Genomic DNA, 19,624 nt, shown 5'->3' with positions numbered 1-19,624 from the left:
CCTTCACAGCATCCAGCGTCCGCCATCGATCAGCAGTGTCTGACCTGTGACGTAGCGAGCCTCGTCGCTGGCGAGGAACGCCACGACGCCGGCGACATCCTCTGGTTCCGCTATGAATCCGGCGGGCGTGGTCGACTTGATACGCTCAATCACTTCAGGCGCGAGCCGATCATGAGCGCGGGTCCGGATTGCTCCCGGCGCAACCGCATTGACCGTGACGCCGTGCGCCGCAAGCTCACGCGCAAGCGCGCGAGTAAAGCCGACAATCCCCATCTTGGCCGCGGCATAATCGGCGAGGCCAGCATCGCCGACAAACGCCGCATCGCTCGACATATTGATAATGCGGCCGCCGCGTTCGCGCATCGTCATCGCTACGAGACGTGACATACGCATCGTCGTGAGAAGCGAAACCTCGAGCACAAATCTCCAGACCTCTTCCTCGGACTCGTGGAACCGCGCCGCGCGCTCGCGTCCGCTCTGGCCCACATTGTTGAAGAGAATGTCGATCGGCCCGAAGCGTGTGATGGTTTGCGTGTGGAAATCGCCAAGCGCGACAGCGTCGGCGCAGTCGCCTGTTATCGCAAAGAACCTGTCGTCAGGCGCGTCCACGAACGCGTCGTCAAAGCGATCGCGATCGATCGCGGCGACGCGCGCGCCTTCGGCGAGAAACCGCAGGGCCGTCGCCGCGCCAATGCCATGCGCCGCGCCTGTGATCGCGACCGTCTTTCCGGCGAAGCGTTGCGACGCAGACGTCATGGCCTGCTCCTCAGTGGAAGGTTCGACCGCCATCGACCGCCAGCGCGACGCCGGTCACATAGGAAGACTCCGCGCTCGTCAGCCACAGAATCGCGGCGGCGATCTCATCGGGCTCGGCGACGCGCTGCAGCGCATAACGCGCGCGCACCGCTTCATAGGCCGCTTGCGGATCAGGCGAAGCATCGACGCCAGATCTGAACAGGGGCGTCTCGACCGCGCCGGGGCAAACCGTATTCACGCGAACGCCGAATTCCGCCACCTCCATCGCCAACGCTTTTGAAGCCATCTGCAGGCCAGCCTTCGATGCGCAGTAGGCCATGCGATGTCTGAGCGGCGAAAGGCCGGCGCCCGAGGAGACGTTGACAATGGTCGCGCCTTTCGCGGCCCGCAGATGCGGGAACGCCGCCTGCATGACCAGCATCGGCCCCGTCAGATTGATCGCGATCACGCGGCTCCAGTCCTGCAGAGACATTGACTCGACGTCGGCGACAAGATCGACGCCCGCCGAATTGACGACGCCGTCAAGGCCGCCGAGAGCCTCGGCGGCGGCCTTGACGGCATCTGTGACGGATGTTTCGTCAGCGACGTCGCAGGCCGCGACATGGATGCTCGCACCCTCGAATTTCCGTCGCATCGTCGACAACGCGGCCTCGTCGCGGTCGAGCGCCGACACGGCGGCGCCCTCCTTGAGGAAGCGTGCGGCGGCTGCAAGACCAATGCCATTCGCCGCGCCCGTGATCAGCACGCGCCGTCCCGCCAGTGCGCCGCTCATCGCTTCGACTCCCGCCGCGCCTGCTCGAGTCCCGGTCGCATATCTTCGACCATCTCGTCGCAACGGCCAATCCAGACGTTCTTGTGGCTCAGCGCGTGCTCTATCAACCCTTCCAGCGCCCTGATGCGCGAGGGCTGGCCGATCATTTCAGGATGCATGCCAACCATCATCATTCGATTTTCGGCATAGAGCAGATCAAATTCACCTTTCCACGCTTCAAGCAGCGCGGACGGCGCCTGCATGGTGCGGCCAGGCAAGACGATCGAGTATTGGAAAAAGGGCGCGTCATCGAGCACCCAGCGGAACGGCAATTCAACGATCTTCGTTTCTTTGCCGTCGACCTCATGCAGGTAAGGAGAATCGTCATCGAAGAAATTGGAGGAATAATGGAAGCCATATTCGACCAGCATTGGCATGGTGATTTCGCTGATCTCGGCCGCCGGCGATCGCCAGCCGCGCGGCGCGCGGCCGCTGACGCGTTTGATCGACTGGAATCCCTTCTCCATCTCTTCGCGCTCTTGCTCCGGCGAAAGGCTGAGAATCCAGGCATGGCTATAACTGTGATGGGCGAGCTCATGACCGCGCTTCAGAATCTCTTCCATCAACGCTTCGCGCTGGTCGATGATCAGTCCCGGCACGAAGAATGTCGCTTTCACCCCGTAACGATCGAGCAGATCGAGCACCCGACCCGCACCCACCTTCCATCCATAGGCGCCCTGCGACATCAAGATCGGGCGCTTGGCGTATGCAGGATCGCGCGCCGTCCACATCGTCTCGGCGTCAAGATCGAAGGTGAGGAAAAGCGGAAAGCCTTTGCTGGTCAACGGCATTTCTAAGTCTCAGCTATATGAAGCGATGGAGGCCGACGCGGCGCTCGGCGAGCAGAAGGACGAAGCCCGTCACGATGATGAGCAATGTCGAGATCGCGGCGACACTGGGGTCGACACCCATTTCGACTGACGTGAAGATCAGGACCGGGAGCGTGGTCTGGTTAGCGCTGATCAGAAAAATCGTGACCGGCACATTATCGAGGGAGGTGATGAAGGCGAACAGCGCGCCGGCGACGAGGCCCGGCCGGATCAAAGGCAGCGTGATGAGTCGGAACGCTTCTATGCCGCTCGCGCCGAGCACGCGCGCGGCTTCTTCCGTCGCGAGATTAACGCCGGCAAGGCTCGCCAACACAGACCGCACGACATAGGGCGCGGTGATAACGACATGCGCCATCAGCAGGCCAGGCAAGCTGCCGCGCAGGCCGGTCATGCTGTAGAATTGCAGCAAGGCGACGCCAATCACGACAGCCGGAAAGATTAACGGCGCCATGAGTAGCGAAGTGATCGCTTCCGAACCCGGTAGCGTCTTCCGGAACAGCGCGTAAGCCGCCGCCGCGCCAATCCCGAGAGAAATCGCTGTCGATCCCAGCGCCAGAAAAAAACTCATCCGGATCGCCGAGAGATAATTCGGATCGCTCAGCACCTTGCCGAACCAAGCGAGCGTCAGCCCTTGCGGCGGGATAGTAAGATAGGAGGTCGTCGAGAACGCCGCGAGCACAACAACAACGACCGGAATCTGCAAAAAGACAATGATGGCGAGCGCCGCGGTTGTCACGCCAAATCCAACGCTGTTCTCACCAGCCGCGCTCATGCGATGCCCGCCCAGCGCTTGATGACGCTGCTCGAAAACCAGATCACGCCAATAGCGAGGAAAGTGAGAGAGAAGGAGAGCGCTGACCCGCTCGGCCAATCCAGCGTTTGCATATATTCGTCATAGATCAGCGTCGCCATGACCTTGTAGGTCGGGCCGCCCAGCATGCGCGGCGTCACGAGCGCGCTGATTGTCAAGATAAAGACGAGGATCGATCCGGCGAGAATACCGGGAGCCGAGAGTGGCAGCGTTACGGAAACGAATACATGCAGACGGGTCGAGCCAAGAGTGGCCGCCGCCGACTCGACGTCGCGCGGCACATTTCCGATCGCCGCGACCAGCATTAGCACCATGAAGGGAAGATAGATATGCGTCAGGCCGATCATGAGGCCTGTCAGGTTGAACATCAGCTTGAGCGGCGCGGCGATGAGGCCGAGATCGATCAGCAGATTGTTGATAAGCCCGCGATTGGCGAGCAGCGCGATCCAGCCGAACGAACGCACGACGAGATTGAGCATCATCGGGAAGATGACGAGCAAAATTAGCGGCGTCCGCCAACGCTCCGGTCCGCGCGCGATGAGATAAGCCAGGGGATAGCCGAGCAGCAGACAGGCGAACGTCACAGCGAAACCGAGCCCGAGGGTTCGCCAGATCACCTCGCGATAATAACCGTCGGTGACGATGCGCGTGTAATTCTCGAACGTCCACACGCCCGGCGTCAGGCCGGCGCCGGGCGTATATTCCTGGAAGCTCGTCGGCAGCATGGTGGCGACAGGCAGGAGGAAGAAACCGCCCAGCGCGAGCGCGATCGGCGCCAGCAGCATCAGCCCGTGCCGTGGCCGGATCATGCGGCCGTCTCGGCGGCTGTCGCGAAGACAGCGGCCGGATCGATGGAAAGAAAGACGTTTGCGCCGGCCTCGAACGCGACCTCATTCGAGCCCGCCTCGGCTACGAGTTCGACGCCGTCGACCTTCACAACATATCGCACGCGCGCACCGCTGAACGATCGCAGCACGACAACGCCCGCAAGCGCGCCTGTCGCCGGCGCGCGGTTGAAACGGATCGCCTCCTGCCGCACGACGATGTCGACCGCGGCGCCTGCTGGCGCATCGATATGATCACTCGGCAGACCGACGCCTCCACTCAGAAGCAGCGTTCCGCCTCGCGCCTCGCGGTCGGCAACCTTGCCAGACAGCCGGTTCGGCTTGCCGATGAAGCCTGCAACGAATCCGGTCGCCGGCCGGCGATAAATATCCTCCGGCGTCGCGAATTGCTGCATCACGCCCTTCGCCATCACCCCGACGCGATCCGACATGGAGAGCGCTTCGCCCTGGTCATGCGTCACGAAGAGCGTGGTGATCCCAAGCCCGCGCTGCAGCCGCTTGAGTTCGATCTGCATCTCGTCGCGCAGAAGCGCATCGAGATTGGACAACGGTTCATCGAACAGAAGCACTCGTGGCTGCGGCGCGATCGCACGCGCAATCGCCACGCGCTGTTGCTGCCCACCCGAAAGCTGGCGGGGAAAGCGCTCGCCGAATGCGTCGAGCCTCACGAGCGCTAGCGCTTCCTTCACACGCCGGTCGAGATCAGCGCCAGCGATCTTGCGGCGGCGCAGGCCAAAAGCGACATTCTCGAACACGCTGAGATGCGGAAACAATGCATAGGACTGGAAGACAAGACCAAGCCCACGCTTGTTCGGCGGCAAACTGGTGACGTTCTCAGCACCGATCAGGATGCGCCCTCGGCTCGGCTCAACCAGCCCTGCGACCATGCGCAGGATGGTGGTCTTGCCGCAGCCGGACGGGCCGAGAAGCGAGACGAATTCGCCCTCCTTGATCGTCAGAGACACATCCCTGACGACCTCGACATCGCCATAGGCCTTGCCAAGCTTGTCGAATGTCAGGGAACTCACAACGCGCCGCTCTTGACCGCGCGACTAGCGTGCGACCTCGCGCTGCCAACGGCGCGTCCAGTTCGGAATATTCTTCGCGATCACTTCAGGATCGATGAACCAGGCGTTCTTCAGCGTATCGCCATAGGGTACGAGCTTCTGCACTTTCTCCGACAGCTTCACCTTCGTATTGACGGCGCCAATATAAGCGCGCTCGGAGAAACAACCTTGCCCCTCCGCCGACAGCACCTGATCAATGAACTTGTAGGCGAGATCGAGTTTCGTGCTGCCTTTCGGAATCATCACAACAGGCAGAATGCCAACCGCGCCTTCTTTGGGATAAGCGACCGCAAGCGAGAGTCCTTTGTCGATCGCGACGCCGGCGCGATCGGGATACCAGGGCGCAATCGCAATCTCGCCGCGCTCAAACAGCGCAAGTAGCTGATCAGCCTGCGTATAAAGAACGGGAGAGCCTTTCGCGAGCGATTTGATCGCTTCGACGCCCGGATCGATGTTCTCGAGCGTGCCGCCCTTGATCTTGTTCAGCGCTAGCAGGAATTGCAGGCCCGACGTGCCGCTGATATCGCCGATCGCATATTTGCCGGCGTAAGCGGGATCGAAGACGTCGAGCCATGACGTTGGCGGCGTCTTGACGAGCTTTGGATTGTAGACGAGCGCAGTCGCGCCCACCATCGCCACGACATAGCTGTCGTCCTTGCCCCAAGCCGTCGGAATGACGTCGGCCGTGTTCGACAGCTTCTTGCGATCGAGCGTTTCGTTGAGTTTTTCGCCGTGCGTCTGCGCCGCAAGCGAGTTGTCGATGAAGACGACATCCATATCAGGCTTGCCGCCGGCGGCGCGAACCGCGGCGGCGAACTGTGACGAATTGCCAAGCTTCAGCGAGACAGTCGCGCCCGTGGCTTTTTCGAAGGCGGCGACATGACAGGCCTTCACATTGTCGGCGAACGAGCCGCCAAACGACCCTACCACCAGTTCTTCTGCGTGAGCAGGCATAGCGAGGCCGGCGGCGGTTGCGGCGATGCTGAGCAAATAGCGCATGTTTGCAGGTCCCCGTGGATGGCGCGGCGCCTGCCGCCGTTCCCGCGGCTTCACGGCGCGGAGATCCTGGCCGCGCCCTCCCGGCCGACCTCTCCTCCGGAAGGCACCATGACACGGGCCAAATTATCTTTCAAGAAAGATAATCGAGAGATATATAGGCGGGACGGCCTGGCGCCGGCAGCTTGCAAAAGTGGCGCTAACGCGGTCGGAAGGGGAGGATCGGGAGAACGGCGATGCGCAACAGCGCTCTGCGACGCGGCAAGATGGAGGAACCGGCGGCGCTCTGGGAAGCTGACCGGGTTGGCGCGGGAATGCAGCTATGGCGTCGCGAATTTCCGGATGTCGATTGCTCGGGCAAGGCGGTGGTCGGACGGCTGTTGCATCTGCATGAGGTTTTCCTCAAAGCCATCAACCGCACGCTCACGAAGCATCGCCTGAAATATCCAGCGTTTGCTGTGCTCGCGACCCTGCGCGTTCATGGCGCGCCCTATCGCATGTCGCCGACGGCGCTTCTCGACTCCCTGATCCTGACGTCAGGCGGCCTCTCAAACCTGCTGCGCCGGCTGGAGAAGGCCGGCTATGTCAGGCGCATGGCGGATGACGTCGACGGCCGCGGCGTGATTGTTGAACTCACCGCGCAAGGGCGTCGCATCGTTGAGCCCGCAATGCGCGATCACGCCGATACCGAGCGCAGGCTCATCAATATTCTCTCGCGTGACGAGCAAGGTTTCGTCGCGCAGGCGCTTGGACGGATGATGCTGGGCAAATCGTAGTGCGACATAAGTCGTCTCGCTCGCGCGCCTGCTGCGCGGAAAGCTCGAGGCGCAGGGCCTCACCGTGACGCCGTTCCGGCGCGGCTGATCAGTCGAGCCAGCGCGGCTCGAAATCAAAAGCGTTGGCGACGCCGCCGATGAGGTTCGCGGCGAAGAGCATGTCCTTCGCGGACTGATCCTCCACCGGTCGCGCGAGGGTGGCGAGCGCGTCGATCTTCTCGCGCATCTCTTTGGCCGCCTCGACGGCTTCGTCGCGCGTCACGAGACGGAATTTCACGGCGGAGCCGGGCGGCGATTGCGCGAAGCGGCCGATGTCGGCGCTGATCACGGTCGCGATCTTGGGATAGCCGCCGGTGGTCTGGCTGTCGCGCAGGAGCACGATCGGCTGGCGGTCGCCGGGAACCTGGATATGGCCGGCGACAATGCCGTCGGAGACGATGTTGAATCCATCGGCGTGCTCGATCTCAGGCCCTTCGAGCCGGCACCCCATGCGATCGACTTGCGCGCTGATTTTGAATTCCTGCGTTGTCAATGTTTCGATGGCGCGCGGCGTGAAGAGATCGTTCTGCGGCCCAAGCACGATGCGGATCGGCTCCGGCGTGTGACGCGTTTCAGGCGGCAGCCGCCGCAACGGCTGATCAGGATTGTCTGCCATCGGCAGACGGTCGCCCGCCACAAGCGGCAGGCCGCCGATGCCGGAACGGCGATGGACCGACAGGCTCTCCATGTCTCTCGCGCGCAGGAAGCCGCCTGTAATGGCGAGATAGGCGTAGACGCCGTCACGCACGGGGCCGACCGTAAGTCGATCGTCTGGCTCCATGCGCGCGGACATGCCGGGTTCGATCTCGCGCGCGCCGATCCTGGCGATGCAGCCAGGCCCTGATACGGCGATCAGCGCCGATCCGCCATCGATGCGAAAAGCGCCGCCCATCAGGCAGAACTCAATCGCCGCTGTATCGTGCGCATTACCCACGAGCGCGTTGGCGCGCGCCAGCGCATGCAAATCCATGGCGCCAGCGGTCGAGACGCCATAGCGGCGATATCGAAAGCGCCCTGCGTCCTGAAGCGTCGTCGACGCGCCGCAGGATTCGACAATGAGATCGCTCATGTCGTCTCGCAGGAGGCGACCATTTCGCCGCGCGCCGCGGCGGCGTCGAGCTGATCCCATTCTGTCGCTGCAATGGGCTCGAACTGAATTTCATCGCCGGCGCCGAACAGGAAGATAGGATCGCGAGCCGGCATGAACGGGCGCGCCGGCGTGCGCCCGAGCAGATGCCACCCGCTTGGCGCCTCGACGGAGCTCACCGCCGCCTGCGCGCCGCCGATCGACACCGATTGCGCCGGCGTCTTCAGGCGGGGTTGCAATCGTCGCGGTGTTTCGAGCCTGGGATCGAGACCGCCGAGATAGGCGAAGCCCGGCATGAAGCCGATCATGTAGACGCGATAGATCGCGCCGGAATGGGCGGCGATGATTTCATCAGGCGTCATGCTGTGGCGCGCGGCGAACTCCGCGAGATCGACGCCGAATTCGCCGCCATAGATCACGGGCACGCGCCATCGTCTCGCAGAGGCGGAGCCATGTTCGCCTGTTGCGCTCAGCGAGAAGATGAGCGCACGCAGCGCGTTGATATCGGTGGCGACGGGGTCGAAGCAGACGAGCAGGGAGCGATAGGTCGGAACGGTCTCGATCAGGCCGGGAATATCGATGTCGCGCAGCGCGGCGTCGAGCGCGAGCACGCGCGCGTTCACGGCGGCGTCGACTCGATCACCGAACTCGACCGAGATGGCGCCGTCGCCGCAATCGAGGACGCGTGGCGCCATGGCGCCGACCGTCGCCGTCACTTCGCTGGTCCTGACGTCACCGGGTTCCTTGGGCTCTCTCCGCGCAGCACGCGCACGATGTCGCCTGCGACTTCGCGCGCGGTGCGCGCCAGCGCCTCTTCGGTGGAGCCGCCGACATGGGGCGTCATGACAAGGTTCGGGGCGGCGAGCAATGGATTTTGACGATCGAGCGGTTCAGTCGCGAACACGTCGATTCCCGCTGCAGCGAGCCGTCCGTCGACAAGCGCCTGCGCCAGCGCGGCTTCCTCAACAAGCGCGCCGCGCGCGGTGTTGATGAAAACGGCGCCGGGCTTCATGCGCGTGAACCGCGCCGCATCGAACCGCGCCGCGTCGCGCGGGAGGCCGTGCAGCGAGACGATATCCGCCTGCGCGCAAAGCGCGTCGAGCGACAGGGATTCTGCGCCGCATTCTGCGAGATCTTCGGCGCTCGCATGCTGCGAGCAGACAGCGACCCTCATGCCGAACGCTTTCGCCATCCCGGCCATGCGCCGTCCGATCGCGCCGAAACCGACGAGGCCGAGAGTCCGGCCCTGAAGCTCGAAACTTGTCTGGCGGTATCGAAAGCTGAAATCGTCGGCGCGCACGGCGCGATCAGCCGGAACGATCATCTTCGCGCAGGCGAAGACCAACGCGAATGCGAGCTCCGCCACCGATTGCGCGTTGGCGCCTGGCGTATTCACGACGATGATTCCGCGCGCCTCAGCGGCGGAAAGATCGATGGCGTCGACGCCGGCGCCATGACTGCCGATCACCTCCAGGCGAGGAGCGGCCGTCAACATGGCGGCGGAGAAGCCGGCGTTGCGCGTGATCACCGCGCGGGCGTCCGCGAGATGCGGCGCAAGCGTCATCAGGCCGGGATCGGCGGCGACGTGAACCGTCAATCCCGCAGCGTTCAGAAGAGCGAGGCCCTCTTCATGGATCGGCTGCGTGATGACGCAGTCGATCATCGCGGCGCCAGGCGTCCGGAGAGGCAGGCGTCGGAGAGCACCGCCGCTGTGGCGGCGAAATCCTCCATCGCCATGTGCTCGCGCGGATTGTGGCTGCCATTGGCGTTGCGGATGAAAAGCATGCCCGTGGGGACGCCAATCGCGGCGAAAACCGCCGCGTCATGGCCCGCGCCGCAAGGCACGAGCGGCGCCGATCCGCCTGCTGCGCTTTTCAGCGCGTCGATGACGCCCTGATCCATCAGCGCCGGCTCGGTGGTGGTCAGCGGCCCGATATCGAAAGACACCTGATGTTCACGCGCGATGCGTTCGATGACCGCGAGCGCGTCGTTTCGCACGGCTACAAGAGTGGCGGCTGACTGGCTGCGCACATCGAGCGAGAAATCGACGCGGCCAGCGATCTTGCTGAAAGCGTGCTCGTCGGGATCGGTGGCGAATTGTCCAAAGGTGACCGCGAGATCTTCGCCTACCGCCTCGCGCGCGCGCCATGCTGCGTTCATTTCGACGACGAAGGCCGACACGGCGGCGACCGCGTCCCGTCGCGCATCGCGCGGCGTCGCGCCGGAATGAGCGTAGACGCCGAGGCAGCGCGCTTCGCGATAGCGGAACGCGCCGCGAATGCCTGTCACAACAGCGAAAGGCTTATTGCGGATGACCAACCCTTCCGCCTGCTCGATATGCGGCTCGATGAAGGCTGCGATGCGGTTGGGGTCGAGATGGGCGCGCGCGCGGCGCAGCGCGGCGGGATCGCCGCCGCAATCGGCGATGCAGTCGGCGAGCGTGCGTTGGTCCCCGGCGCGCTTGAGCCCATCAAGCTCCTCTGCGCGCAGCCGCCCGAATGCGGCGCGGCTGCCGATATAGGAGGAATTGAACCAGGTGCTTTCCTCGGCGCGGATCGCCATCACTGTGATGTCGCGGGGCGGCTGCGCGCCGGCGTGACGATAGCCCGACAGTATTGACAGGCCCATGAAAACGCCTGCGGCGCCGTCATAATTGCCGCCGCGCGGCACCGAGTCGAGATGCGAGCCGATGAAGATGGCGCGCTCCCGCTCTGCGCCCGGCATTGTCATGTAGAGATTCGCCGCAGCGTCGGTCGCGATCTCAAGGCCGAGCTTTTCCGCCTCGCGGCGGACGATCGCATGCGCCGCCTGTTCGCCTTCGCCATAGGAGGCGCGGGTGACCCCCTCGTCGGCGGCCGTGCGCGCGCGCAACTCCTCGAAGAGTCGCGACGCGAGCGCAATGTCGGGCGCGGCCTCGGGCTTCGTTCGAGCGATGTCGGGCGCCTCGGTCATCGCAGCGCGGGTCACGCGCCGGTCAGGCGCGCGATGATGCTCTGGCGCACGCCGTCGAGATGGGTGCGCATGGCGTTCGCCGCATCTTCGGCGCGGTTGTCGCGCAGCGCCTCGACGATGGCGAGATGCTCGCGACAGGTTGCCTCAAAACGCTCGGGTACGCTGCGCAGATCGAAGATCTGCGTCTGGCGACGCAAGGTGCGGATGATCTGCGCCATCTGCGCGTTGCCGGCCGCCTCGGTGATCGCCGAATGCAATTCGTCGTCGATGGCGCGCACGTCGCCGCGGTCGGGCGCGCCGCTGCTCGAGGAAGCCTGCGCAATCATTTCCGCAAGACGCTCGGCGAGCGAGTCGAGATGCTCACGGTCGATGCGTCCGCTTGCGAGCCGCGCAGCCTCAGGCTCAAGCAATTTGCGCACGGCGAGATTCTCGATGAAGTCCTGCACGTTCATCGACTTCACCTGCAGGCCTTTGGATCCCTGCCGGATCAGAAGTCCTTCGCCCTCCAGCATCAGCAGCGCGTCGCGCAGCGGCGTGCGCGACATCTGCAGATGCTCGGCAAGCCTGCGCTCCTGCAGCAGCGTTCCCGGCGCGATCCGCCTCGACATGATGAGATCGAGCACCTGCTCATAGGCCTGGAGCGCCAGGCGCTTGTCGGGCGGCGTCAGCATCAGCGTGTCAGGATTGGGAGAGAAAGAATCATCGTGCCTGCGTAAGGACAATAAGCGGGCCGCCGCAATGCTTCGCGCCTGAAGATCGTGCAGTGGTGGTCACGGATGAGGCATTCCAGTGGTTGACGAACGGTATACCACGCAATAGCGTCGGGGCAATGGGGTCCTGACGGCAAAGCCGTTCAGGCGAGGAGGCAAGGCGCAATGGCGTTTTCCGGCGTTCCCACCTTGCCGTTCAGTCGCGAGGAGCATCTGGCGCGGCAGGCGAAACTGCGCAGCACGCTGCGCGAGCGTGGCTTCGATGCGATGCTCGTCTTTGCGCAGGAGAGTCACTATTGGCTCACCGGCTACGACACCGGCGGCTTCGTCTTCTTCCAGTGCGCTGTGGTCACCGCGGACGAGAAACCCATCGTCCTGCTGACGCGCCGGCCCGATCTTCTCCAGGCGCGCCAGACCAGCACGATCGAGGACATCAGGCTGTGGTGGGACGCTGAAGACGCGAACCCTGCGCGCGAACTCAAGGACATCCTGAAAGAGTTGGCTCTTGAGGGAAAGCGCATCGCGGTCGAACTCAACACGCACGGACTCACGGGCTGGAACCTCTGGCGCCTGCAGAAGACGCTCGCCGGTTTCTGCACGCTCGACAATGACGACCACATGATCCGCTGGCTCAGGCTGGTGAAATCGCCAGCCGAGATCGTGTACACCCGCAAGGCGGCGGAATTGCTCGACAAGTCGCTGATCGATGTCATCGCTGCGGCGCGTCCCGGCGTGATGGATTCGTCATTGACCGCGACCTATCTCAAAACGGTTCTCGAAGGCGGCGGCGACATGCCGCCCAACGCGCCGCTCTTCAACTCCGGCAGTCGCGCCGTCTATGGCCGTGGCGTCTCGGCGCCGCGCCGGCTCGAACCCGTCGATCAAATCGTCGTCGAATATCCCGTCGCCTATCGCCGCTATAACGTGAAGACGGAGTGGACGATCATCCTGGGCAAAGCGAGCGAGCGTCAGCGCTACATGTACCAGACCGCCCGCGACACGCTGGCGAAGATGACCGAGATCGCGCGGCCGGGAACGACGCTTGGCGAGATTTTCGACGCCCACGCGGCGGGCCTCGACGGGGCCGGTTTCAAGGCGCATCGTTTCGGCGCGACAGGCTATTCCGTCGGCTGCACCTTCGCGCCGACCAGCATGGACGTGCCGCCGATGATCTATTCCGGCAATCCCACGATCTGCCAGCCCGGCATGACGCTCTTCTATCACGTGATGATCGGCGACAGCGACACCGGCTACGCCATGGGCGTCGGCCACACACTGCTCGTCACCGAAGGCGCGCCGGAGGTGCTGACTGGCCTGCCTGATGCATTGACCGAAATCGTTTGAGGGGAAGGGTCATGACGATATCGAACATCTCACGACGCGGCGCGATCGCGGGGCTCGCCGCCGCCTCGACCTTGCCGGCTTTTGCGCAAACCGCGACGCCGAAGCCCGGCGGCGTGCTCAAGATCAGCCACCCCACCCGCGTCGCGCAGCTCAACGTGCTGCAGATTTCCGGCCCCGCCGAATATCTCGCCATGGACATGCTCTATTCCGGCCTGACGCGGCTCGGCATCGACATGCGCCCCATGCCCGACCTTGCGACCGAGTGGAGCGCGACGCTCGACGCGAAGGAGTTCACCTTCAAGCTCCGGCCGAACGTGACCTTCCACGACGGCAAGCCCTTCACGTCGGAAGACGTCGTCGCGACCATCAGGACGATCCTCGACGTCAAGAGCAATTCGCCGGCGCGCGCTGTGCTCAGCATGATTGTTGATGTCGCCGCGGTTGATCCGATGACAGTGAAGTTCGCGCTGAACTCGCCTTACGCCGATTTGCCGGTGGCGCTGACCCACGCGAATGCGCGCATCGTTTCGGCGGAACTCTTGAAGCAGCCCCTGACCACGCTCGACACCAAGGCGATCGGCACCGGCCCCTTCAAGGTCGAAACCTATGACAGCGCGCGCATGCTGCGGCTCGTCAAGAATCCGAACTATTATCAGGCCGGCAAGCCCTATCTCGACGCGGTCGAGATGCATCTGTTTCCCGATCTCGCGGCGGAATCCGCGAACTTCCTGTCGGGCGCCATGGACGCCATGCTGGAAGTGCAGCAGGCCGATTTCAAACGCATCTCTTCTGCGCCTGGCGTCACCGGCCAGCGCGTTCCTTCGGGGCGTTTCGTCAACATCGTCATGCGACAAGATCAGAAGCCATTCGACGATGTGCGCGTGCGTCGCGCCATGGCGATGGCTGTCGACCGGTCGACGCTCGTCGACATCGTGCTCGAAGGCTATGGCCGCCCCGCCGCCGACAACTGCATTTCGCCTGGCTATCGCTATCTGCTCGATTCGCCGTCGCCGAAATATGATCCGGCCGCCGCGAAGAAACTGCTGGCGGAAGCCGGTTATCCCAACGGGCTCAAGATTCCGCTCGTCTGCTCGAACCGTCCCGCCATTCGCTCGCAGGTCGGCATTGCCGTGAAGGAAATGGCGAAGCCCGCCGGCTTCGACATCGACGTGCAGACCATTCCGCACGACACCTATCTCGCCAATGTCTGGCGCAAGGGCCAATTCTATATCGGCTACTGGGGCATGCAGTCGACCGAGGACGCCGCCTTCACGCTGCTCTTCACGTCAGACGCCGCCTTCGCCGACACGGCGTGGAACAACAAGAAGTTCGATGATCTCGTCGCCAAAGGCCGGGCGCAGATCGACGACGCCGAGCGCCGCAAGACCTATGATGAGGCGCAGCGCCTGATGATGACGGATGTGCCCTCGATCATTCCATTCTTCCAGGACGTTCTCACGGCCAGCCGCAATGTGGTGAAGAACTGGACGGCGCATCCGCTCGCGAAGAACTTCTACGTCGAGAATGTCTGGCTGCAGCGGGGTTAAGAGCGAGAAATGGACGCGGCCTACCTCATCCGGCGGTTGGCCGCGATCCTTGTCGTCCTGCTGATCGTTTCGCTGACAGTCTTCGCCATCACGCAGATTCTGCCGGGCAATGCGGCGGTGATGATCCTCGGCGAATATGCGACGGACGAGCAGCGCCGCCTGCTCGAACTTTCGCTTGGCCTCGATCATCCCTGGTATGTTCAATATCTGCGCTGGCTCGGCCGCACGCTGAGTGGCGACTGGGGCGTGTCGATGCGGCTGTCGCAGCCGGTGACGCATCTGATCGGCGAAGCGTTCTGGCGCTCGGCGGCGCTCGCGGCCGCGTCGCTGCTCACGGTGACTGTGATCGCGATTCCGCTTGGCGTTCTCTCGGCGCTCAGGCGCGGCGGCTTCACCGATCTCGTGATCAGCTTCTTCGCCTATATCGGCACCGCGCTGCCGGAATTCGTGACGGCGACGCTGCTGCTGGTGATCTTCGCGAGCCCCGAGCGCGGATTTCTGCCCGCCGGCGGCTTCACGCCGATCAATGAAAGCGTGACAGGCTTTCTCTCCCATCTCGTGCTGCCGACGGCGACGCTCAGCCTCATCCTCACGGCTCATATCGCGCGGCAGGTGCGCAGCGAGATGTCCGACGTGCTCGCGAGTGACTATGTCCGCGCCGCACGGTTGAAGGGCCTATCCGAAACCGCCGTCGTTCTCCGCCACGCGCTACGCAACGCGATGGCGCCGGCGGTGGCGGTGATTTCGCTCGATGTCGGCTATCTCCTCGGCGGCATTCTCGTCGTTGAAGAAGTGTTCGCCTGGCCAGGCCTCGGGCGGCTGATGATCTATGCCCTGCAGAATCGCGATCTCCCCGTCATCCAGGCCGCAACGCTTGTGCTCGCCGCGACCTACGCCATCTCCAACCTCGTCGCCGACATCGTGATCGCGGCGCTCGATCCGCGCGTCCGCTATGCGTGATTATTTGAGGCGGCCGGCCGGAGTCGCAGCCGCGATCCTGCTTGGCCTCGTGGCTTTCGCTGTCGTGCTGGGACCGCTGATCGCCCCCTACGATCCCCAGCAATTCCACACGATATCGCGTCTGCAAGGTCCCTCGGCGCAATTCTGGCTCGGCACGGATCAGTTCGGCCGCGATCTCCTGTCGCGCCTGCTGCATGGCGCGCGCGCGACGATCCTGTTCGGCCTTGGCGCGACCCTGATCGGCGTCATCGCCGGCGCCGCAATCGGCGTCATGGCGGGTTCGATCGGCGGAATAGTCGACAATCTCGTGATGCGTCTGCTCGACGGGCTGATCGCGGTGCCTGATCTTCTCTTCACGCTGCTGATTGTCACCGTGCTTGGCGGCGGTACGGGCAACGCTATGCTCGCGGTCGCCATCGCTTTCACGCCGGGCCTTGCCCGCATCGCGCGCAGCGCGGTGCTGTCGGTGCGGACGCGCGACTATGTGCTTGCCGCCGTCGCGCGCGGCGAATCTCGCGGCTACGTGGTGTTGCGCGAAGTGCTGCCGAACACGATTGGCCCGATCATCATCGAAGCGACCATCCGCGTCTCCTTTGCCATCATGCTTGGCGCCACGCTCGGCTTTCTCGGTCTTGGCGCGCAGCCGCCGAGCACGGAATGGGGCCTGATGATCGCCGAAGCGCGTCAGTTCATGTTCCGCAATCCCGCCTGCGTCGCAGTCCCCGGCGTCGCCATCGCCATCGCGGCGCTCGGCTTCAACCTGTTCGGCGACGCGCTGCGCGATCTCATCGACCCCAGGGCGCATCGATGAAGGCGGACGTGCAGCCAGCGCCGCCGACGCTCGAAGCGCGGGGCTATTCGCTGAGTTACGCGACGCGGAGCGGCCTTTTCCATGCGCTCAAATCAGTCGACCTCTCCGTCGTGAGAGGCCGCACGCTGGGCCTCGTCGGCGAGTCCGGCTCCGGCAAGACCTCGCTCGCATGGGCGATCATGCGCTATCTCCCCGCCAATGCGCGCGAAGGCGATGGTTCGCTCTACCTCTCCGGCGAGGGTTTGCGCGCCAAGAGCCGGTCGGAGATAGCGGCGCTTCGCGGGCAGCGCATCAGCATGGTGTTCCAGGATCCGAGCACGTCGCTCAATCCGACCTTGCGTCTTGGCGACCAGATCGCCGAAGTGCTGATCCGACACCGCAAATTGTCGAAGCGTGACGCACTTGCGGAGGGGCAGGAACTGCTGGCGCGCACCGGCATTGCGCGCCCGGCCGAAATGATGGAGCGCTATCCCCATCAGGCGTCCGGTGGCGAGAAGCAGCGCGTGGTGATCGCAACCGCCTTCGCCTGCAATCCCGATTGCATCATTTTTGATGAGCCGACGACCGCACTTGACGTGATCACGTCGCGGCAGATTCTCGATCTCTTCGTCAAGCTCCAGGAAGATACGGGCGTTGCGGCGCTTTACATCTCGCATGACCTCGCGCTGGTCTCGCGCGTCGCCCATGACGTCGCCGTGATCCATCGCGGCGAGATTGTCGAGAGCGGCCGCACGGCCGACATTTTCGCCAGCCCGCAGCGCGACTATACGAAGGCGTTGCTCGCCGCGATCCCGCGCCCCGAAGTCAGACTCGCCGACAAGGGACCATCGGCAGGCGCGCCTACTCTGATGCGCATGCGCGATCTGACCGTGAGCTATGGCGAGACGTCGATCATCCGCCGCTTGATGGGCTCCGCGCGCGAACGCGTGATCGGCGCGCGTTCGATCAATCTCGACGTGCGCGAAGGCGAAATTCTCGGCGTGGTCGGCGAGTCCGGCTCCGGCAAATCGACCGTCGCCAAGGCGATCGCGGGATTGCAGGATTTCTCCGGTGAGATTGAGTTTAGCGGCCGCACATTCACTGGCCGGACATCACTGGATCGCACTTATCGGCGGTCGGCGCAGATCGTGTTCCAGCACCCCGATTCCTCGCTCAATCCGCGCCAGCGCGTGAGCGAGATCCTGTCGCGGCCGCTGAAACTTTACGGTCTGGCGAAGGGCTCGGAGATCAAGGAACGGATCGCGGCGCTGCTCGAACAGGTTCGTTTGCCTGCCGACTTCGCCGACCGTTACCCCCATCAATTGTCAGGCGGCGAAAAGCAGCGCGTCGCTATCGCGCGCGCCTTCGCAGCCGAGCCGAAACTCGTGATCTGCGATGAAGTGACGTCATCGCTCGACGTGTCGGTGCAGGCGTCTGTCGCGCGGCTTCTGGTCGATCTGCGCGCGCGCACGGGCGCGTCCTTCATCTTCATCACGCACGACATCAATCTCGTGCGCCAGATCGCCCATCGCATCGCGGTCGTCTATCGCGGCGACCTTGTCGATCTGTTCGACGCCGAAGATTTCGATGCGGAGCATCGCCATCCCTACACCCGCTCGCTGCTTGAGGCGATGCGAACGGACGCGGCTGTCGCCCGCTGAATTCTGAAGGAGCCCATCATGAGTGAAATCGCAGCGAAAACTGCGGGCGGCCGTTCCGTCACCTTGCGCTTCACGGCCGAGGAGCATCAGAGCCGCATCGCCCACGCGCGCGCCGAGATGAAGCGGCGCGGCCTCGCCGCGCTCCTCGTGTTCGCGCAGGAAAGCCATTATTATCTGACCGGCTTCGACACCGCGGGCTATGTTTTCTTTCAGGTCGGCGTGATCACCGCCGACGAGAAGCCGACGGTATTGCTGACGCGCAGGCCCGATCTGCGGCAGGCGGAAGTCTCTTCGCTCTATGACGACATCCGCATCTGGCTGAACACGGAGGGCGTCCGGCCGGCGCTGGAATTGCGCGGCATTCTTGAAGAGTTGGGCTGCGAGGGCGCGAAGGTCGGCGTCGAGTTTGCGACCTATGGCCTCACGGGCGCGAATTGCCGCGAAGTCGAATCTGCGCTCAACGGATTCTGCGCGCTCGAGGACGCCTCCGATCTCGTGCGCAATCTGCGTCTGATGAAATCATCGGCGGAACTCGTCTATGTCCGCGAGGCGGGCAAGCTCGCGGATGCGGCGGTGCACGCGATGGTCGGCGCGACGCGCCCCGGCGCGCTCGACAGCGAAGCGACCGCCGCAGGCATCGCTGCGATGCTCGCCGCCGGCGGCGACATGCCGGCCGGCGGTCCGCTGGTGAATTCAGGCCCGCGCGCTCTCTATGGCCGCGGCGTCGGTGGCCCTCGGCGGCTCGACGCCAACGATCAGATGATGATCGAACTTGGCGCGTCCTATTGCCGCTATCACGTCTGCATCGAGCACACGGTCGCCATCGGCAAGGTCGATCCGCGACACGAGGACATGATCAAGGTTGCAGCCGACGCGCTGAACGAAATCGTTGCGTCCGCCCGCGCTGGCCGCGAGCTTGGAACGCTCGATGACATTCATCGCCGCGTGCTCGACGCCGCCGGCTTCGCCAAGGAGCGCTTCGCCGCCTGCGGCTATTCGCTCGGCTGCACCTTCCGCCCCACCTGGATGGATGTGCCGCCGATGATCTACAGCGGTAATCCTCTGATCATGCAGCCGGGCATGGTGCTGTTCGTCCATATCATGATCCCGGATACGCGCACCGGACTTGCCGCGGGACTTGGCCAGACCTTCGTCATCACGGAAGGCGCCGCGGAGCTGTTGAGCGACATTCCGCTTGAGCTTCATATGAGATGATGCAAGCGAGCGCGCAGCCTGCAACGCGGTCAACGCTCGCTCGTTTCCTGAATCAGTGAGACATGCGCCGCAACTACTTTCCAGCCATCCGCAAACCTCACCCATGTCTGCGTTTGTCGACCTACTTTTCCTGGCACGCTCGCGCGCCGAAATAGCGTCGAGGCGGTCGCGAAATCGCAGCCAAATGTAGTGATAACCGTACCTTCGAGCGTGCGCGCGAGCCCCGCCGGCGAGCGCGCGGCGCGGAAATTCGCGATCGCGTCATAGCCAAACAGATTCTCTCCGGCGCCGAAGCGCAGCGTGCGCGCATCCCTGTGAAAAAGCTCATCGAGCGTATCCACATCGTTGTCGACGAGCGCCGTCTCATAGCGTCGGAACACGGCTTCAACCTCGGCCTTCACCTCGGGAATGTCGATTTCCATCATGA

General features: G+C 63.8%; 20 protein-coding genes. 7 read left to right on the top strand and 13 right to left on the bottom strand.

The genetic code is table 11. The features are described 5' to 3' along the window. Positions 1 to 3: 3 nt before the first annotated feature. The 7 genes from L8F45_RS28320 to L8F45_RS28290 are packed head-to-tail and all read right to left on the bottom strand — an operon-like array spanning position 4 to position 6,119. Positions 4 to 756, bottom strand: coding sequence for an SDR family NAD(P)-dependent oxidoreductase (locus tag L8F45_RS28320; protein WP_342363738.1), 753 nt, complete (start codon positions 754 to 756; stop codon positions 4 to 6). Positions 757 to 766: 10 nt separating this feature from the next. Continuing rightward, the gene (locus L8F45_RS28315) at positions 767 to 1,528 is read right to left on the bottom strand and encodes an SDR family NAD(P)-dependent oxidoreductase (RefSeq protein WP_342363737.1); all 762 of its coding nucleotides are present in this window, start codon (positions 1,526 to 1,528) and stop codon (positions 767 to 769) included. Beyond that, positions 1,525 to 2,358: a polysaccharide deacetylase family protein gene (locus L8F45_RS28310; RefSeq protein WP_342363736.1), complete on the bottom strand. Its 834-nt coding sequence runs from the start codon at positions 2,356 to 2,358 to the stop codon at positions 1,525 to 1,527. The genes L8F45_RS28315 and L8F45_RS28310 overlap by 4 nt, the downstream gene beginning before the upstream one ends. A gap of 13 nt (positions 2,359 to 2,371) precedes the next feature. After that, positions 2,372 to 3,169: an ABC transporter permease gene (locus L8F45_RS28305; protein WP_342363735.1), complete on the bottom strand. Its 798-nt coding sequence runs from the start codon at positions 3,167 to 3,169 to the stop codon at positions 2,372 to 2,374. Next, positions 3,166 to 4,017, bottom strand: a complete 852-nt coding sequence (locus tag L8F45_RS28300; protein WP_342363734.1) for an ABC transporter permease — start codon at positions 4,015 to 4,017, stop codon at positions 3,166 to 3,168. The genes L8F45_RS28305 and L8F45_RS28300 overlap by 4 nt, the downstream gene beginning before the upstream one ends. Continuing rightward, positions 4,014 to 5,081: an ABC transporter ATP-binding protein gene (locus L8F45_RS28295; RefSeq protein WP_342363733.1), complete on the bottom strand. Its 1,068-nt coding sequence runs from the start codon at positions 5,079 to 5,081 to the stop codon at positions 4,014 to 4,016. The genes L8F45_RS28300 and L8F45_RS28295 overlap by 4 nt, the downstream gene beginning before the upstream one ends. Before the next feature lie 24 nt (positions 5,082 to 5,105). Beyond that, positions 5,106 to 6,119, bottom strand: a complete 1,014-nt coding sequence (locus tag L8F45_RS28290; RefSeq protein ID WP_342363732.1) for an ABC transporter substrate-binding protein — start codon at positions 6,117 to 6,119, stop codon at positions 5,106 to 5,108. Between the two features lie 233 nt (positions 6,120 to 6,352). Here L8F45_RS28290 and L8F45_RS28285 point away from each other — a divergent pair, with 233 nt between their 5' ends. Continuing rightward, on the top strand, positions 6,353 to 6,892 hold the full coding sequence (locus L8F45_RS28285) for a MarR family winged helix-turn-helix transcriptional regulator (RefSeq protein ID WP_342363731.1): 540 nt from the start codon (positions 6,353 to 6,355) through the stop codon (positions 6,890 to 6,892). An 88-nt stretch (positions 6,893 to 6,980) separates the two neighbouring features. Here the strand turns inward: L8F45_RS28285 and L8F45_RS28280 are convergent, their stop codons facing one another. The 5 genes from L8F45_RS28280 to L8F45_RS28260 are packed head-to-tail and all read right to left on the bottom strand — an operon-like array spanning position 6,981 to position 11,641. Continuing rightward, complete coding sequence (locus L8F45_RS28280) at positions 6,981 to 8,000, bottom strand: 5-oxoprolinase subunit C family protein (RefSeq protein WP_342363730.1); 1,020 nt, start codon at positions 7,998 to 8,000, stop codon at positions 6,981 to 6,983. Beyond that, positions 7,997 to 8,713, bottom strand: a complete 717-nt coding sequence (gene pxpB / locus L8F45_RS28275; protein WP_342363976.1) for a 5-oxoprolinase subunit PxpB — start codon at positions 8,711 to 8,713, stop codon at positions 7,997 to 7,999. The genes L8F45_RS28280 and pxpB overlap by 4 nt, the downstream gene beginning before the upstream one ends. A gap of 17 nt (positions 8,714 to 8,730) precedes the next feature. After that, on the bottom strand, positions 8,731 to 9,681 hold the full coding sequence (locus L8F45_RS28270; protein WP_342363729.1) for a hydroxyacid dehydrogenase: 951 nt from the start codon (positions 9,679 to 9,681) through the stop codon (positions 8,731 to 8,733). Next, entirely contained in the window at positions 9,678 to 10,985 is a 1,308-nt protein-coding gene (locus L8F45_RS28265) for a hydantoinase/carbamoylase family amidase (RefSeq protein WP_342363728.1), read from the bottom strand. The genes L8F45_RS28270 and L8F45_RS28265 overlap by 4 nt, the downstream gene beginning before the upstream one ends. Continuing rightward, a complete protein-coding gene (locus tag L8F45_RS28260) occupies positions 10,982 to 11,641 on the bottom strand; it encodes a GntR family transcriptional regulator (protein WP_342363727.1) in 660 nt (219 codons plus the stop codon). The genes L8F45_RS28265 and L8F45_RS28260 overlap by 4 nt, the downstream gene beginning before the upstream one ends. Before the next feature lie 204 nt (positions 11,642 to 11,845). On the opposite strand from L8F45_RS28260, the gene L8F45_RS28255 reads away from it, so the two are divergent. The 6 genes from L8F45_RS28255 to L8F45_RS28230 are packed head-to-tail and all read left to right on the top strand — an operon-like array spanning position 11,846 to position 19,197. Then, positions 11,846 to 13,024 (top strand): M24 family metallopeptidase, encoded by a 1,179-nt coding sequence (locus L8F45_RS28255; RefSeq protein WP_342363726.1) that lies wholly within the window; start codon positions 11,846 to 11,848, stop codon positions 13,022 to 13,024. Positions 13,025 to 13,035: 11 nt separating this feature from the next. Further along, positions 13,036 to 14,571: an ABC transporter substrate-binding protein gene (locus L8F45_RS28250; RefSeq protein WP_342363725.1), complete on the top strand. Its 1,536-nt coding sequence runs from the start codon at positions 13,036 to 13,038 to the stop codon at positions 14,569 to 14,571. A gap of 9 nt (positions 14,572 to 14,580) precedes the next feature. Continuing rightward, positions 14,581 to 15,531 carry an ABC transporter permease gene (locus tag L8F45_RS28245; RefSeq protein WP_342363724.1) on the top strand — a complete coding sequence of 317 codons (951 nt, stop codon included), beginning with the start codon at positions 14,581 to 14,583 and terminating at the stop codon, positions 15,529 to 15,531. Beyond that, positions 15,524 to 16,342 (top strand): ABC transporter permease, encoded by an 819-nt coding sequence (locus L8F45_RS28240; RefSeq protein WP_342363723.1) that lies wholly within the window; start codon positions 15,524 to 15,526, stop codon positions 16,340 to 16,342. Before L8F45_RS28245 ends, L8F45_RS28240 begins: the two co-directional genes overlap by 8 nt. Continuing rightward, positions 16,339 to 17,982 (top strand): dipeptide ABC transporter ATP-binding protein, encoded by a 1,644-nt coding sequence (locus L8F45_RS28235; protein ID WP_342363722.1) that lies wholly within the window; start codon positions 16,339 to 16,341, stop codon positions 17,980 to 17,982. The genes L8F45_RS28240 and L8F45_RS28235 overlap by 4 nt, the downstream gene beginning before the upstream one ends. Positions 17,983 to 18,000: 18 nt before the next feature. Further along, positions 18,001 to 19,197, top strand: a complete 1,197-nt coding sequence (locus L8F45_RS28230; RefSeq protein ID WP_342363721.1) for a M24 family metallopeptidase — start codon at positions 18,001 to 18,003, stop codon at positions 19,195 to 19,197. A gap of 29 nt (positions 19,198 to 19,226) precedes the next feature. On the opposite strand, the gene hpxZ is transcribed toward L8F45_RS28230, so the two are convergent. After that, positions 19,227 to 19,619: an oxalurate catabolism protein HpxZ gene (gene hpxZ, locus L8F45_RS28225; protein WP_342363975.1), complete on the bottom strand. Its 393-nt coding sequence runs from the start codon at positions 19,617 to 19,619 to the stop codon at positions 19,227 to 19,229. Positions 19,620 to 19,624 lie beyond the last annotated feature (5 nt).

Origin of the sequence: Terrirubrum flagellatum (genome assembly GCF_022059845.1) — a bacterium.
Taxonomy (GTDB): Bacteria; Pseudomonadota; Alphaproteobacteria; order Rhizobiales; family Beijerinckiaceae; genus Terrirubrum; species Terrirubrum flagellatum.
This window is presented reverse-complemented; position numbering and strand designations above follow the sequence as displayed.